The sequence below is a fragment of the Pseudomonas baltica genome, assembly GCF_031880315.1.
GTDB lineage: Bacteria > Pseudomonadota > Gammaproteobacteria > Pseudomonadales > Pseudomonadaceae > Aquipseudomonas.
On sequence record NZ_CP134771.1, the window covers coordinates 4,458,542 to 4,474,389 of the forward strand.

At 59.4% G+C, this 15,848-nt stretch carries 14 protein-coding genes and 2 tRNA genes; 15 read left to right on the forward strand and 1 reads right to left on the reverse strand.

Going from position 1 to position 15,848, the window contains the following annotated elements:
- Window positions 1-11 precede the first annotated feature (11 nt).
- Window positions 12-320, reverse strand: coding sequence for a YhbY family RNA-binding protein (locus REH34_RS19990; RefSeq protein ID WP_226507095.1), 309 nt, complete (start codon window positions 318-320; stop codon window positions 12-14).
- Between the two features lie 102 nt (window positions 321-422).
- On the opposite strand from REH34_RS19990, the gene rlmE reads away from it, so the two are divergent.
- The 15 genes from rlmE to pnp all read left to right on the forward strand — a co-directional run bounded on the left by rlmE (window position 423) and on the right by pnp (window position 15,826).
- Window positions 423-1,058 (forward strand): 23S rRNA (uridine(2552)-2'-O)-methyltransferase RlmE, encoded by a 636-nt coding sequence (gene rlmE / locus REH34_RS19995; protein ID WP_226507094.1) that lies wholly within the window; start codon window positions 423-425, stop codon window positions 1,056-1,058.
- Between the two features lie 198 nt (window positions 1,059-1,256).
- Window positions 1,257-3,167: an ATP-dependent zinc metalloprotease FtsH gene (ftsH, locus tag REH34_RS20000; RefSeq protein WP_226507093.1), complete on the forward strand. Its 1,911-nt coding sequence runs from the start codon at window positions 1,257-1,259 to the stop codon at window positions 3,165-3,167.
- A 23-nt stretch (window positions 3,168-3,190) separates the two neighbouring features.
- Complete coding sequence (folP, locus tag REH34_RS20005) at window positions 3,191-4,042, forward strand: dihydropteroate synthase (protein ID WP_311968946.1); 852 nt, start codon at window positions 3,191-3,193, stop codon at window positions 4,040-4,042.
- 53 nt (window positions 4,043-4,095) lie between these two features.
- Complete coding sequence (gene glmM, locus REH34_RS20010) at window positions 4,096-5,436, forward strand: phosphoglucosamine mutase (RefSeq protein ID WP_226507091.1); 1,341 nt, start codon at window positions 4,096-4,098, stop codon at window positions 5,434-5,436.
- Window positions 5,437-5,502: 66 nt separating this feature from the next.
- Complete coding sequence (gene tpiA / locus REH34_RS20015; protein ID WP_226507090.1) at window positions 5,503-6,258, forward strand: triose-phosphate isomerase; 756 nt, start codon at window positions 5,503-5,505, stop codon at window positions 6,256-6,258.
- Window positions 6,259-6,262: 4 nt separating this feature from the next.
- The gene (secG, locus tag REH34_RS20020; protein WP_226507089.1) at window positions 6,263-6,643 is read left to right on the forward strand and encodes a preprotein translocase subunit SecG; all 381 of its coding nucleotides are present in this window, start codon (window positions 6,263-6,265) and stop codon (window positions 6,641-6,643) included.
- Between the two features lie 45 nt (window positions 6,644-6,688).
- Window positions 6,689-6,774 (forward strand) — tRNA-Leu (locus REH34_RS20025).
- 98 nt (window positions 6,775-6,872) lie between these two features.
- Window positions 6,873-6,949 (forward strand) — tRNA-Met (locus REH34_RS20030).
- Between the two features lie 139 nt (window positions 6,950-7,088).
- Window positions 7,089-7,547, forward strand: coding sequence for a ribosome maturation factor RimP (gene rimP / locus REH34_RS20035; protein ID WP_226507174.1), 459 nt, complete (start codon window positions 7,089-7,091; stop codon window positions 7,545-7,547).
- A 48-nt stretch (window positions 7,548-7,595) separates the two neighbouring features.
- Entirely contained in the window at window positions 7,596-9,077 is a 1,482-nt protein-coding gene (gene nusA, locus REH34_RS20040; RefSeq protein WP_226507088.1) for a transcription termination factor NusA, read from the forward strand.
- A gap of 27 nt (window positions 9,078-9,104) precedes the next feature.
- Window positions 9,105-11,627, forward strand: coding sequence for a translation initiation factor IF-2 (gene infB / locus REH34_RS20045; RefSeq protein ID WP_311968947.1), 2,523 nt, complete (start codon window positions 9,105-9,107; stop codon window positions 11,625-11,627).
- 110 nt (window positions 11,628-11,737) lie between these two features.
- Window positions 11,738-12,139: a 30S ribosome-binding factor RbfA gene (gene rbfA, locus REH34_RS20050; protein ID WP_226507086.1), complete on the forward strand. Its 402-nt coding sequence runs from the start codon at window positions 11,738-11,740 to the stop codon at window positions 12,137-12,139.
- A 3-nt stretch (window positions 12,140-12,142) separates the two neighbouring features.
- A complete protein-coding gene (gene truB / locus REH34_RS20055; protein ID WP_226507085.1) occupies window positions 12,143-13,060 on the forward strand; it encodes a tRNA pseudouridine(55) synthase TruB in 918 nt (305 codons plus the stop codon).
- Window positions 13,061-13,203: 143 nt separating this feature from the next.
- Window positions 13,204-13,473, forward strand: a complete 270-nt coding sequence (rpsO, locus tag REH34_RS20060) for a 30S ribosomal protein S15 (RefSeq protein ID WP_192176367.1) — start codon at window positions 13,204-13,206, stop codon at window positions 13,471-13,473.
- 250 nt (window positions 13,474-13,723) lie between these two features.
- Complete coding sequence (gene pnp, locus REH34_RS20065) at window positions 13,724-15,826, forward strand: polyribonucleotide nucleotidyltransferase (protein WP_226507084.1); 2,103 nt, start codon at window positions 13,724-13,726, stop codon at window positions 15,824-15,826.
- The last annotated feature ends 22 nt before the right edge of the window (window positions 15,827-15,848 follow it).

The window sequence follows — 15,848 nt, forward strand, 5'->3', positions numbered from 1 at the left end:
TTTTTAAGCGATCAATGCGCCCGGTGGACGTTCGACAGCTGTTTGTTCACCTGCGGATTCTTGCGGTAGATCAACGCCATTTTGCCGATGACTTGCACCAGATCGGCGCGGCCGGTCTTGCACAGCTGTGCAATGGTCGCCAGACGTTGTTCGCGATCGAGGATGTTGAGCTTGATCTTGATCAGCTCGTGATCGCTCACAGCGCGTTCGAACTCTGCTAAAACACCTTCAGTCAATCCATTATCTGCCACAATCAAAACCGGTTTCAGATGGTGGCCGATGGATTTGTACTGTTTCTTCTGCTCCTGAGTGAGCGGCATAATCTGACCCTTGTCTGATCTTGTAAAAAGCGGCGGCCAGTTTACCCGAGCGGCAATCTCCGCGCCCAGTTAATCGCGACGCCAGAAATATCGAGGTGCCCAGTGGCCCGTTCCAAAACCAGTCTTGGTTGGCTGAAAGAACATTTCAACGATCCTTACGTCAAGATGGCGCAGAAGGATGGTTACCGCTCCCGTGCGAGCTACAAGCTCCTGGAGATCCAGGAAAAAGACCGGATCATCCGTCCTGGCATGAGTGTGATCGACCTCGGCGCCGCGCCGGGCGGCTGGTCGCAGGTCACCAGCCGGCTGATCGGCGGTCAGGGTCGGTTGATCGCTTCCGACATCCTGGAAATGGACAGCATCCCTGATGTGACCTTCATTCAGGGCGATTTCACCGAGGACGCCGTGCTGGCGCAGATTCTCGAAGCGGTAGGTAATTCACAGGTAGACCTTGTTATTTCCGACATGGCACCCAATATGAGTGGAATGCCGGCCGTCGATATGCCCAAGGCCATGTTCCTTTGTGAACTGGCGCTGGACCTCGCAAGCCGGGTGCTCAAGCCGGGTGGCGACTTCCTGATCAAGATTTTTCAGGGCGAAGGCATCGATGTCTATCACAAGACCGTTCGGCAGATGTTTGACAAGGTTCAGGTACGTAAACCTGACTCCTCCCGGGATCGCTCTCGCGAGCAATACCTTCTGGGCCGCGGGTTCCGCGGTGGCAACGAGCAACAATAGGGGCGCTGAGCCGCATTGATTGATATTTTCAATGGGGCGATTGGTCAGCACATAGGCCAATATTGTAGTCAATGCTTTACAAAGGGTTACAGACTGTGTCTGCAGACTATGAAAGTGTCGTGTAAGTTAGGCCGATGATTATCATGCGAGGCACGTCTGCCCCGGTGGCTTGCTTCAGAGGGTAGTGAATTGAACGATATGGCAAAGAACCTCATCCTGTGGTTGATCATTGCAGCCGTCCTGGTGACGGTCATGAACAACTTCTCCAGCCCTAACGAGCCGCAGACCCTCAACTATTCCGACTTCATTCAGCAAGTCAAAGATGGCAAGGTCGAGCGCATCACCGTGGACGGCGCGGTCATCACCGGCAAGCGCAGCGACGGTGACAACTTCAAGACCATCCGTCCGAATATCGCCGACAACGGCCTGATCGGTGATCTGGTCGACAACCACGTGGTGGTCGAAGGCAAGCAGCCCGAGCAGCAGAGCATCTGGACTCAACTGCTGGTGGCGAGCTTCCCGATCCTGGTGATCATTGCCGTGTTCATGTTCTTCATGCGCCAGATGCAAGGCGGTGCGGGAGGCAAGGGCGGGCCGATGAGTTTCGGCAAGAGCAAGGCGAGGCTACTCTCCGAGGATCAGGTCAAGACCACCTTGGGTGACGTCGCCGGTTGCGACGAGGCCAAGGAGGAAGTCGGCGAACTGGTCGAGTTCCTGCGCGACCCGGGCAAGTTTCAGCGCCTCGGCGGTCGTATCCCGCGCGGCGTATTGATGGTCGGTCCTCCGGGTACCGGCAAGACCTTGCTGGCCAAGGCCATCGCTGGCGAAGCCAAGGTGCCGTTCTTCACCATCTCCGGTTCCGACTTCGTCGAGATGTTCGTGGGTGTCGGTGCGAGCCGCGTGCGTGACATGTTCGAACAAGCGAAAAAACACGCGCCCTGCATCATCTTCATCGACGAGATCGATGCTGTGGGTCGTCATCGTGGCGGCGGCATGGGAGGCGGTCACGACGAGCGTGAACAGACCCTCAACCAGTTGCTGGTCGAGATGGATGGTTTTGAAATGAATGACGGCATCATCGTCATTGCTGCAACCAACCGTCCGGACGTACTTGACCCAGCACTGCTGCGCCCCGGTCGTTTCGACCGTCAGGTGGTGGTCGGCTTGCCGGACATCCGAGGTCGCGAGCAGATTCTCAAAGTGCACATGAAAAAAGCGCCGCTGGGCGATGACGTCAACCCGGGTGTGATCGCTCGTGGGACGCCAGGCTTCTCCGGTGCCGATCTGGCCAACCTGGTCAACGAGGCGTCGCTGTTCGCTGCCCGCAACGGCAAGCGTATCGTCGAGATGAAAGAGTTCGAGCTGGCCAAAGACAAGATCATGATGGGCGCAGAGCGCAAGACCATGGTCATGTCCGAGAAAGAAAAACGTAACACCGCTTACCATGAGGCGGGTCACGCCATTGTCGGTCGCGTCGTGCCTGAGCATGATCCGGTCTACAAGGTGTCGATCATCCCCCGCGGTCGGGCGTTGGGTGTGACCATGTTCCTGCCTGAAGAGGATCGCTACAGCCTCTCCAAGCGTGCGCTGATCAGCCAGATCTGCTCGCTGTACGGTGGCCGTATCGCCGAAGAGATGACCCTGGGCTTCGACGGTGTTACCACTGGCGCCTCCAACGACATCATGCGTGCCAGTCAGATTGCGCGGAACATGGTGACCAAGTGGGGCCTCTCGGAAAAACTCGGCCCGCTGCTCTATGCCGAGGACGACGATCAGCCGTTCCTGCGTGGCGGTGGGGGTTCGGGCAACGCCAGCGTGTCGGGCGAAACCGCGAAGCTGATCGACTCCGAAGTGCGTTCGATCATCGACAATTGCTACAGCACGGCGCAGCAAATCCTCACGGACAAGCGTGCTCAATTGGATGCGATGGCCGATGCGCTGATGAAGTACGAGACTATCGATGCTGACCAGATCGACGATATCATGGCTGGACGTACCCCTCGCGAGCCGCGCGATTGGTCCGGTGGCGGTTCGGGTTCTGCGGGTACGCCTGTTAAAGAGGGTGAGCTGCCATCCAGTCCGATCGGCGGTCCAGCAGCTCAACACTAAGGTCTCCGGCCCCAAGGTTTGACATGATATCCACGCTACACCCGACCCGGTTGCCTTGTGGCAACCGGGTTCTTGATTTGTCCCGTACCCATGTCATGGGTATCCTCAATATAACTCCCGATTCGTTCTCCGATGGTGGCCGCTTCGCTCAGCGCGACTTGGCCATTCGGCATGCCGTTGCGATGGTCGAAGCCGGCGCGACGCTGATCGATGTCGGTGGCGAGTCAACTCGCCCTGGTGCGAAAGTGGTGGGCGTCGCCGAGGAGCTTGACCGTGTGGCGCCGGTGGTCGATGCCATCGCGCGGGAGCTGGACGTCATCATCTCGGTCGACACCTCCACGCCGCAGGTCATCAGCGAAACCGCGCGCCTGGGCGCCGGCTTGATCAACGATGTGCGCTCCCTGCGTCGCCCTGGCGCCTTGCAAGCGGCAGCCGACACTGGCTTGCCCGTGTGTCTGATGCACATGCTCGGCGAACCGGGTGACATGCAGGACTCGCCTCATTACGATGACCTGGTGGGTGAGGTCAGTGCTTTCCTGGATGAGCGCATGCAGGCCTGTGTGGCGGCGGGTATCCCGGTCGAGCGTATCGTCCTGGACCCGGGGTTTGGCTTTGCCAAGACCCATGAGCACAACTTGAGCCTGTTCCGTCACATGGAAGCCCTGCACGCCCTCGGACGCCCGCTGCTGGTCGGCGTCTCGCGCAAGAGCATGGTGGGTCGCGCCTTGAACCGCACGGTCGATCAGCGCCTGAGCGGCAGCCTGGCCTTGGCAGCCATGGCCATGTTCAAGGGTGCGCGCATCTTGCGTGTGCATGACGTGGCTGAAACGGTCGATGTAGTGCGTATGATTGCAGCGGTCGAAGCCGCCGAATAGGCGCCCGAGCACAACGCCGAACGGCGTTGCCGAACAAGACAGGATTGAAATTGATGAGCAGAAAGTATTTTGGCACCGACGGTATTCGTGGGCGTGTTGGCGAGTATCCGATCACTCCCGACTTCATGCTCAAACTGGGCTGGGCGGCTGGCATGGCGTTCCGCAAGATGGGCGCCTGCCGGGTGCTGGTGGGCAAGGACACGCGGATCTCCGGATACATGTTCGAATCCGCCCTGGAGGCCGGTCTTTCTGCCGCGGGTGCCGATGTCATGCTGCTGGGGCCGATGCCGACCCCGGCGATCGCCTATCTGACGCGCACCTTTCATGCCGAGGCGGGCATCGTCATCAGCGCTTCGCATAACCCGCACGACGACAACGGCATCAAGTTTTTCTCGGGGCAGGGCACCAAGCTGCCCGACGAGATCGAATCGATGATCGAAGAGTTGATGGACGCACCGATGACCGTGGCCGAGTCCAGCAAGCTGGGCAAGGTATCGCGGATCAACGACGCGGCGGGCCGTTACATCGAATTCTGCAAGAGCAGCGTGCCCAGCAGCACCGACTTCGCCGGCCTCAAGCTTGTGGTTGACTGTGCCCATGGCGCCACCTACAAAGTTGCCCCCAATGTGTTCCGCGAGCTCGGCGCGAACGTGACCGTGCTGTCCGCAGCGCCTGATGGCCTGAACATCAATGACAATTGCGGTTCGACCCACATGGAGGCCCTCCAGGCCGCTGTACTGATCGGTCACGCCGATCTGGGCATCGCCTTCGACGGCGATGGCGATCGCGTGCTTATGGTCGATCACACGGGCGCTATCGTCGACGGTGACGAGTTGCTGTTCATCATCGCCCGCGACTTGCAAGAGCGCGGCCGTCTCAATGGTGGCGTGGTCGGCACCTTGATGAGCAATCTCGGCCTGGAACTGGCGTTGCAGGATCTGGCGATTCCGTTTGTGCGCGCCAAGGTCGGCGATCGCTACGTGATGGCCGAGCTCAAGGAGCGTGACTGGCAGTTGGGCGGCGAAAACTCCGGCCATGTGGTGTGCTGCCAGCACACCACTACCGGGGATGCGATCATCGCTGCGCTGCAGGTGCTGTTGGCGCTCAGGCGCCGTGACGAGAGCCTTGCTCACGCCCGTCAGGGGGTGCGCAAGTGCCCGCAGGTGTTGGTCAATGTGCGTTTTGCCGGGGGGGATGTCGACCCTTGCGAGCACCCTGCGGTCAAGGAGGCCTGTGAGCGCGTGACCGCTGCAATGGGCGGTCGTGGTCGAGTGCTGCTGCGCAAGTCCGGCACCGAGCCACTGGTGCGTGTCATGGTCGAAGGCGACGATGAAAAGCAGGTTCGTGGCTACGCCGACGAGCTGGCAAAACTGGTAAGTGAAGTTTGCGCCTGAATACGGCTTGCCAGTGGTGATCTGGTTGGGTAACATCTGCGCCCACTTTGACCGACGAGGTACAGCATGCGTCGCACGATGGTAGCAGGTAACTGGAAAATGCACGGTACCGGCAACAGCGTCGCTGAGCTGATCAAGGGACTGAGCAATCTGTCTCTGCCGGGTTCGGTCGACGTGGCGGTGTTCCCGCCGGCGTTGTATATCGATCGCGTCGTCGCTGGCCTGCAAGGACAGTCGATTGTGGTTGGTGGGCAGAACAGTGCCCAGCAAGCCGAGCAGGGTGCGTTGACCGGCGAGATCTCGCCGGCGCAGTTGGCGGAAGCCGGTTGCAAGCTGGTACTGGTAGGGCACTCGGAGCGTCGGCAGATCTTTGCCGAATCCGATGAGCTGCTGGTGCGAAAGTTTGCAGCAGCCCAGGCCAGTGGCTTGACTCCGGTGCTCTGTGTAGGGGAAACCCTGGAAGAGCGCGAGGCGGACAAGACCCTTGCAGTAGTCGGTCGGCAGATCGATAGCGTCATTGATGCCTTGGGTATCGACGCTTTCGTCAACGCGATCATCGCTTATGAGCCTGTATGGGCCATCGGCACGGGCCTCACGGCCTCGCCGCAGCAAGCGCAGGATGTGCATGCAGCCATCCGCGCGCAGCTGGCGGCAAAGAATTCTGAAGTGGCGGGTAATACGCGACTTCTATACGGCGGCAGCGTGAAGGCGGCCAATGCGGCTGAGCTGTTCGGCATGCCGGATATCGATGGGGGGCTCATTGGTGGAGCTTCCCTGAATGCAGATGAGTTCGGTGCGATCATTCGCGCCGCGGGAAACTGAGAAAATGCTGGAAACAGTCGTAGTCGTTTTTCATCTGCTGGGTGCCCTGGGCGTAGTTGCTCTGGTTTTGCTGCAGCAGGGCAAAGGTGCGGACGCTGGCGCGTCGTTCGGAGCAGGTGCATCAAATACTGTCTTCGGAGGCCAAGGTTCCTCTACCTTTCTTAGTAAGTTTACTGCTATACTAGCTGCATGTTTTTTCATAACCAGCCTGGGGTTAGGTTACTTTGCTAAAGAGAAAGCTCACCAGCTGACTCAAGTAGGTCTCCCTCAAGTTCCAGCGGTTGTGGTTCCAAAGCAAAAGCCGGTTTCAGATGATGTTCCGGTGCTTCAAGAGCAAAAGAGTGATGTGAAATCTGACGTTCCTCCTGCTCAAGAGCAAAAGTGATACTCGCAAGGGCATCATGGTTGTACGGGTAGTAAAAGTTGTATTGCCGAGGTGGTGGAATTGGTAGACACGCAACCTTGAGGTGGTTGTGCCCATAGGGTGTAGGGGTTCGAGTCCCCTTCTCGGTACCAATTAATCAGGGGAGCCCGCAGATGCGGGCTTTCTTGTCGGTGAAAGGCTGGATTGACCCCGACAGGGGTTCGGTCTTATACTTTCGCCCCAGCTTTGTCGCGGGATGGAGCAGTCTGGTAGCTCGTCGGGCTCATAACCCGAAGGTCGTTGGTTCAAATCCAGCTCCCGCAACCAGTTTTAGCAGAGCCCCTTTTTAGGGGCTTTTTGTTGGCTGGACAGTCTTTGCGTCGGTATTCAACGGCGTATCCGGGATGGGCGCTTCGCCCATTTTTTATTTGCATTAGCATGCATGAACATGCACGAGGGGGTTCAGGTGTCGAGCAAGCTAGAACAGTTGCAGGCCTTGTTGGCCCCGGTGGTCGTGGCCCTTGGCTATGAATGCTGGGGGATCGAATTTTCCGCTCAAGGTCGCCATTCTTTGTTGCGTGTCTATATCGACAAGGAAGGCGGCGTGCTGGTGGATGACTGTGCAATCGTCAGCCGCCAGATCAGCGGCGTACTGGACGTTGAAGATCCTATCTCCGTCGAGTACACCCTTGAAGTTTCTTCTCCCGGCATGGAGCGCCCGCTGTTCACTCTTGAACAGTTTGCCCAATTTGTCGGCGAACAAGTGAAGATCAAGCTGCGTTCGCCCTTCGAAGGGCGACGCAACTTTCAGGGTTTTCTCCGCGGGGTGGAGGAACAGGATGTGGTAGTCCAGGTAGACGATCACGAGTTCCTGTTGCCGATCGATATGGTCGACAAGGCCAACATTATTCCCAGTTTTGACTGAGACGCGGATCCCGCGGATCCAAATGGCTTGCGAAAGGCGAGGCGTACGATGAGCAAAGAAGTACTGCTGGTTGTTGAGTCGGTATCCAATGAAAAGGGCGTACCGGCGGGCGTTATTTTTGAGGCGCTGGAAATAGCGCTGGCTACGGCCACCAAAAAGCGTTTTGAAGACGAAGTTGACCTGCGTGTGGAAATCAACCGCCACACCGGTGCCTATGAGACGTTCCGTCGCTGGACTGTGGTCGAGGAGGCTGATCTTGACGATCCGGCCATCGAGACCTGGCCAAGCAAGGTGGAAATCTCGCACCCTGGCGCTCAGGTCGGTGAAGTAGTCGAAGAAAAGATCGATTCGATCGAATTCGGCCGTATCGCTGCCCAGACCGCCAAACAGGTCATCGTGCAGAAAGTTCGCGAAGCCGAACGTGCTCAAGTGGTCGATGCCTATCGCGAGCGTCTCGGCGAGATCATCTCCGGGACCGTCAAGAAGGTCACCCGTGACAATGTCATCGTCGACCTGGGCAACAACGCGGAAGCGTTGCTGGCCCGTGAAGACATTATTTCCCGGGAAACTTTCCGGGTGGGCGTGCGCTTGCGTGCACTGCTCAAGGAAATCCGCACCGAGAATCGCGGTCCGCAGCTGATTCTGTCGCGTACTGCGCCAGAAATGCTGATCGAACTGTTCCGCATCGAAGTGCCGGAAATCGCCGAAGGGCTGATCGAAGTCATGGCTGCGTCTCGTGATCCTGGCTCCCGAGCCAAGATCGCCGTACGTTCCAAGGACAAGCGTATCGATCCTCAGGGCGCCTGCATCGGTATGCGCGGTTCCCGCGTACAGGCCGTTTCGGGTGAACTGGGCGGCGAGCGTGTCGACATCGTTCTCTGGGACGATAACCCTGCGCAATTCGTGATCAACGCGATGTCGCCTGCCGAAGTGGCCGCCATCATCGTTGATGAAGATGCCCATGCCATGGACATCGCGGTCGGCGCAGACAACCTGGCTCAAGCGATTGGTCGTGGTGGACAGAACGTCCGCCTGGCCAGCCAACTGACCGGTTGGACCCTGAACGTGATGACCGAATCGGACATCCAGGCCAAGCAGCAAGCAGAAACCGGCGACATCCTGCGCAACTTCATCGACGAGCTGGAAGTCGACGAAGAGCTGGCGCAGGTGCTGGTTGATGAAGGCTTCACCAGCCTGGAAGAGATTGCCTACGTACCGTTGGAAGAAATGCTCAACATCGACGGCTTTGACGAAGATATCGTCAACGAGCTTCGCGCTCGTGCCAAGGATCGTTTGTTGACCAAAGCCATCGCTACAGAGGAAAAGCTGGCAGACGCCCATCCGGCCGAAGACCTGCTCTCGCTTGAGGGTATGGACAAGGATTTGGCGATGGAACTGGCGGTGCGCGGCGTAATTACCCGCGAAGACCTGGCCGAGCAGTCTATTGACGATCTGCTCGACATCGACGGCATTGACCAAGATCGTGCCGGCAAGTTGATCATGGCCGCCCGAGCCCACTGGTTCGAGTAAGTAGGCGCGGCCTGAGGAGAGAAGTGCATGACGCAAGTCACGGTGAATGAACTGGCCAAAGAGGTCGCTGCACCGGTAGAGCGCCTGTTACAGCAGATGCGTGAGGCAGGTCTGCCGCACACCGACGCCGGACAAGTTGTGACCGATAATGAGAAGCAGGCTCTGCTGGCTCATTTGAAAAGCAGCCACAAGGTAAAAGTGGAAGAACCGCGCAAGATTACCTTGCAGCGCAAAACCACGAGCACCCTGCGTGTAGCAGGTAGCAAGAGCATCAGCGTAGAAGTACGCAAGAAGAAAGTTTTCGTTCAGCGCAGCCCGGAAGAAATCCAGGCCGAGCAGAAGCGCGAGCTCGAAGAGCGCCGTGCGGCCGAAGCCGCTGTGCGCCAGAAGGCAGAGGCAGAAGCACGCTCGAAGGCTCCTCAGGAAGCCACGAACGCGCCGCAAGGCGCCGCCGTTGCTCCAGCAGCCCCGGCACCTGCAGCAGCTCCGGCCCCTGCACCGGCCCCTGTGGCTTCCGACGCTTTCGTCGCACAAGCCCCGGCGCCTGCCCCGGCTGGCGAGCGCAAGCGTGAAGAACCGCCACGTCGCCCGGACAAGGCCAAAGGTGAAGACGACCGCCGTGCCGGCGAGCGCAAGAACCAGCCGCACCGCGCTACCGTCAAGGAGAAGGCGCCGACTCCGCGTGCCGCTCCGCGCACCACCGAAGAAGAAAGCGACAGCTTCCGTCGCGGTGGCCGTGGCAAGGGCAAGCTGAAAAAGCGCAACGCTCACGGTTTCCAGAGCCCGACCGGCCCTGTCGTGCGTGACGTACAGATCGGCGAGACCATCTCGGTCGGCGATCTGGCCGCACAGATGTCGGTGAAGGCTGCCGAAGTCATCAAGTTCATGTTCAAGCTGGGTACTCCAGCCACCATCAACCAGGTACTGGATCAGGAAACTGCCCAACTGGTTGCTGAAGAACTGGGCCACAAAGTGACTCTGGTCAGTGACACCGCCCTGGAAGACTCCCTGGCCGAATCGTTGAAGTTCGAAGGCGAAGCCTTTGCACGTGCGCCGGTTGTGACCGTCATGGGTCACGTCGACCATGGTAAGACGTCGCTGCTCGACTACATCCGTCGTGCCAAGGTTGCCGCTGGCGAAGCCGGTGGTATCACCCAGCACATCGGTGCCTACCACGTCGAAACCGACCGTGGCATGGTCACCTTCCTGGACACCCCGGGTCACGCCGCGTTTACCGCTATGCGTGCCCGTGGTGCCAAGGCGACCGACATCGTCATCCTGGTGGTGGCAGCGGACGACGGCGTGATGCCGCAAACCATCGAAGCCGTTCAGCATGCCAAGGCAGCTGGCGTCCCGTTGGTCGTGGCGGTCAACAAGATCGACAAGCCAGGTGCAGACCTGGATCGCATCCGCAGCGAACTGTCGGTGCACGGCGTGACCTCCGAAGAGTGGGGTGGCGACACTCCATTCGTACCGGTTTCGGCCAAAGCGGGTACTGGCGTCGACGAACTGCTCGAAGCCGTATTGCTGCAAGCCGAAGTGCTGGAATTGACCGCAACCCCTTCGGCCCCTGGCCGTGGTGTGGTGGTCGAGTCCCGTCTGGACAAGGGCCGTGGCCCAGTGGCCACCGTGCTGGTACAGGACGGTACCCTGCGTCAGGGCGACATGGTCCTGGTCGGTTCGAACTATGGCCGCGTGCGTGCCATGCTCGACGAGAACGGCAAGTCGATCAAGGAAGCTGGTCCATCCATCCCTGTCGAGATCCTCGGCCTGGACGGTACACCGGACGCTGGCGACGAAATGAGCGTTGTGGCTGACGAGAAGAAAGCCCGTGAAGTCGCGCTGTTCCGTCAAGGCAAGTTCCGCGAAGTCAAGCTGGCCCGTGCTCACGCCGGCAAGCTGGAAAACATCTTCGAGAACATGGGTCAGGAAGAGAAGAAGACGCTCAACATCGTCCTCAAATCCGACGTCCGTGGTTCGCTCGAAGCGCTGCAAGGTGCGCTCAACGGCCTGGGCAACGACGAAGTGCAAGTGCGTGTGGTCGGTGGCGGCGTCGGTGGTATCACCGAATCCGATGCCAACCTGGCACTGGCCTCCAATGCAGTAGTGTTCGGCTTCAACGTGCGTGCCGATGCCGGCGCGCGCAAGATCGTCGAGCAGGAAGGTCTGGATATGCGTTATTACAACGTGATCTACGACATCATTGAAGACGTCAAGAAAGCCCTGACCGGCATGCTCGGCAGCGATGTTCGCGAGAACATCCTGGGTGTCGCCGAAGTGCGTGACGTGTTCCGTTCGCCGAAGTTTGGTGCGATCGCGGGTTGCATGGTCATCGAGGGTACGGTTTACCGTAACCGTCCGATCCGTGTACTGCGCGAAGACATCGTTATCTTCGAAGGCGAGCTGGAATCGCTGCGTCGCTTCAAGGACGATGCTTCCGACGTTCGTGCTGGCATGGAGTGCGGTATCGGCGTCAAGAGCTACAACGACGTCAAGCCGGGCGACAAGATCGAAGTCTACGAGAAGGTCCAAGTGGCTCGTACGCTCTAATCCGCGAGCTCATGGAACCGCGCGAATGTTTCGCCCGGTTCTGAACGCAACGCCCGGTCCGGCTTTATGCCTGACCGGGCGTTTGCCGCTCTAGTTACAGGTAGTGAAACATGGCAAAAGAATACAGCCGTACCCAACGGATCGGCGATCAGATGCAGCGCGAGCTGGCACAATTGATTCGTCGTGAAGTCAAGGATCCCCGCGTGGGCCTGGTCACCATCACTGCCGTCGACGTCAGCCGTGACGTGGGCCACGCCAAGGTGTACATCACCGTGATGGGCGAGGACAGCGCCGAAGACATCAAGCAGAGCATCAAGGTGCTCAACTCCGCCGCTGGCTTTCTGCGCATGCAGTTGGCCAAGGAAATGAAGCTGCGCAGCGTGCCGCAATTGCACTTCCATTACGACGAAAGCGTTTCGCGCGGTGCCCACCTGTCGGCGCTGATCGAACGTGCCGTGGCAGAGGACAATCTTCACCCCGAAGACGGTCCGGAAACAGACGCCAAGGAGTAATCGGTGGCTCAGGTCAAACGTATTCGCCGCAACGTCAGCGGCATCATTCTGCTCGACAAGCCGCTGGGATTCACCTCTAACGCCGCCCTGCAGAAAGTCCGCTGGCTGCTGAACGCCGAGAAGGCCGGGCACACCGGCAGCCTCGACCCGTTGGCCACCGGTGTATTGCCGTTGTGCTTCGGCGAGGCTACCAAGTTTTCCCAGTACCTGCTCGAGTCCGACAAGGGCTACGAGACGGTGATGCAACTCGGGCAGACCACCACCACGGCGGATGCCGAGGGTGAGGTCCTGCAGACTCGTGAGGTGACCGTCGGTCGCGCCGATATCGAGGCTGCTCTGCCAGCGTTTCGCGGCCCTATCATGCAGATCCCGCCTATGTACTCGGCGCTCAAGCGTGATGGCCAGCCGCTGTACAAGCTCGCCCGTGCAGGGGAAGTAGTGGAGCGGGAAGCGCGTTCTGTTACTATTGGTCGGCTGGAATTGCTCGAACACGAGCAGACCCGCGCCAGACTGTCGGTAGGCTGCACTAAAGGCACCTATATCCGTACGCTGGTCGAAGACATTGGCGAGCAGCTGGGCTGTGGCGCCTACGTCGCGGAACTGCGCCGTACCCACGCCGGGCCATTCAGCCTGGCCCAGACTGTCACCCTCGAAGAGCTCGAGGCGGTACACGCCGAAGGCGGCAACGAGGCGGTGGATCGCTTCCTGATGCCATCGGACAGCGGCTTGCAGGATTGGCCTCTGTTGCAGTTCTCCGAGGCCAGCGCGCACTACTGGTTGCACGGGCAGGCGGTCAGAGCCCCCGATGCACCGCGCTTCGGGATGGTGCGGGTACAGGATCACAATGGTCGCTTCATCGGGATCGGTGAAGTGAGCGAAGACGGGCGCATTGCGCCACGTCGACTGATTCGGTCGGAATGACCGATCCCGGTCGCTGGGGGTTCCCTGGCGGCTGGTCGAGGACGGCTGTCAACAGGCACGGTCGCACCTCTTTTTATTAATACAGGGTATTACCCTGGCCTGTTGGAATCCGCTTGCGGGTTCCCTAGTACTGGAGATGCCTCATGGCTCTTAGCGTTGAAGACAAAGCTCAAATCGTTGCCGACTACCAGCAAGCCGTTGGTGATACTGGTTCGCCAGAAGTGCAAGTTGCACTGCTGACCCACAACATCAACAAGCTGCAAGGTCACTTCAAGGCCAACGGCAAGGATCACCACTCGCGTCGTGGTCTGATCCGTATGGTCAACCAGCGCCGCAAGCTGCTGGACTACCTGAAGGGCAAGGACATCACCCGTTACAGCGCCCTGATCGGTCGTCTGGGTCTGCGTCGCTAATAGCGGCCTGACACGCGGTGACAAGCGTGGCGTGTTGTGTTCGCCGGCCAGGGCTCAAGCTCCGGCCTGCGAGGGCGCCGCGCGCATTCCTGAGGTTGGTTGTCTGTCGTACCCCAGCGGGTTCACCGCCAGGGCGGACAGGCCTCCAGCCTCAAGTTGTATCTGGACGGTCATCGGGGCCGAATCCCCTGCCTGCCCAAGCATTCGCAAGAACCCAGTTCCCCCAGAGCAATCAAGAAGGTAGGAAACCGTGAACCCGGTCATCAAGAAGTTTCAATTCGGTCAGTCGACCGTTACCCTCGAAACGGGCCGCATTGCCCGTCAAGCCTCAGGCGCCGTACTGGTCACCGTCGATAACGACGTCACCGTACTGGTCACCGTGGTCGGTGCCAAGCAAGCGGATCCAGGCAAGGGCTTTTTCCCTCTGTCCGTGCACTACCAGGAAAAGACCTACGCTGCCGGTAAAATTCCTGGCGGTTTCTTCAAGCGTGAAGGCCGTCCTTCCGAGAAAGAAACCCTCACCTCGCGTCTGATCGATCGCCCGATCCGCCCCCTGTTCCCTGAAGGCTTCATGAACGAAGTGCAGGTTGTCTGCACCGTCGTTTCCACCAGCAAGAAAACCGATCCGGACATCGCTGCGATGATCGGTACCTCGGCAGCCCTGGCCATCTCCGGCATTCCATTCGAAGGCCCGATCGGCGCCGCTCGTGTGGCTTTCCACGAAAGCACCGGCTATCTGCTGAACCCGACGTACGAGCAGCAGGCTGCTTCGAGCCTGGACATGGTCGTTGCCGGTACCAAGGACGCCGTGCTGATGGTTGAGTCGGAAGCCAAAGAGCTGACCGAAGACCAGATGCTGGGCGCCGTGCTGTTCGCCCACGATGAATTCCAGTCGGTCATCAAAGCCGTCACCGAGCTGGCTGCCGAAGCTGCCAAGCCGACCTGGAGCTGGACCCCTAAAGCCTGGAACACCGAGCTGCTGGGCGCTATCCGCAGTGAGTTCGGCGATGCCGTTTCTCAGGCCTACACCATCACCGTCAAGGCTGATCGTTACGCCAAGCTGGGTGAACTGCGTGACCAGGTGGTTGCCAAGTTCGCCACTGAAAACGGCCCAAGCACTGGCGAAGTGAAGGAAATCTTCGGCGAGATCGAATACCGCACCGTTCGCGAAAACATCGTCAACGGCAAGCCACGTATCGACGGTCGCGACACCAAGACCGTACGCCCGCTGAACATCGAAGTCGGTGTTCTGCCAAAGACCCACGGTTCTTCGCTGTTCACCCGTGGTGAAACCCAGGCGCTGGTCGTTGCCACGCTGGGTACCGCCCGTGACGCGCAACTGCTCGATACCCTCGAAGGCGAGAAAAAAGACCCCTTCATGCTGCACTACAACTTCCCGCCGTTCTCGGTCGGTGAGTGTGGTCGCATGGGCGGTGCTGGCCGTCGCGAAATCGGTCACGGCCGTCTGGCCCGTCGCAGCATCTCGGCCATGCTGCCGGATGCCAGCGAATTCCCGTACACCATCCGCGTGGTGTCGGAAATCACCGAGTCCAACGGTTCGAGCTCCATGGCGTCGGTCTGCGGTGCTTCTCTGGCACTGATGGACGCCGGTGTGCCAATGAAGGCGCCGGTTGCCGGTATCGCCATGGGCCTGGTGAAAGAAGGCGAGAAGTTCGCCATCCTCACCGACATCCTGGGTGACGAAGATCACCTCGGCGACATGGACTTCAAGGTAGCCGGTACCGCCAAAGGCGTCACCGCGCTGCAGATGGACATCAAGATCAACGGCATCACCGAAGAGATCATGGAAATCGCCCTGGGCCAAGCCCTGGAAGCGCGCCTGAACATCCTCGGCCAGATGAACCAGATCCTTGGCACTTCGCGTACCGAGCTGTCGGCCAACGCGCCGACCATGATCGCTATGAAGATCGACACCGACAAGATCCGTGACGTCATCGGCAAAGGCGGCGCGACCATTCGTGCCATCTGCGAAGAAACCAAGGCTTCGATCGATATCGAAGACGACGGCTCGATCAAGATCTTCGGTGAAAGCAAAGAAGCCGCAGAAGCTGCGCGTCAGCGCGTTCTGAGCATCACCGCCGAAGCCGAGATCGGCAAGATCTACGTCGGCAAGGTCGAGCGTATCGTTGACTTCGGTGCGTTCGTCAACATCCTGCCGGGCAAGGACGGTCTGGTGCACATCTCGATGTTGAGCGATGCTCGCGTAGAGAAAGTCACCGACATCCTCAAGGAAGGCCAGGAAGTCGAAGTGCTGGTACTGGACGTCGACAACCGCGGTCGCATCAAGCTGTCCATCAAGGACGTCGCTGCTGCCAAGGCTTCCGGCGCGTAAGTGCTGTCAGCTTTGTAGCGCA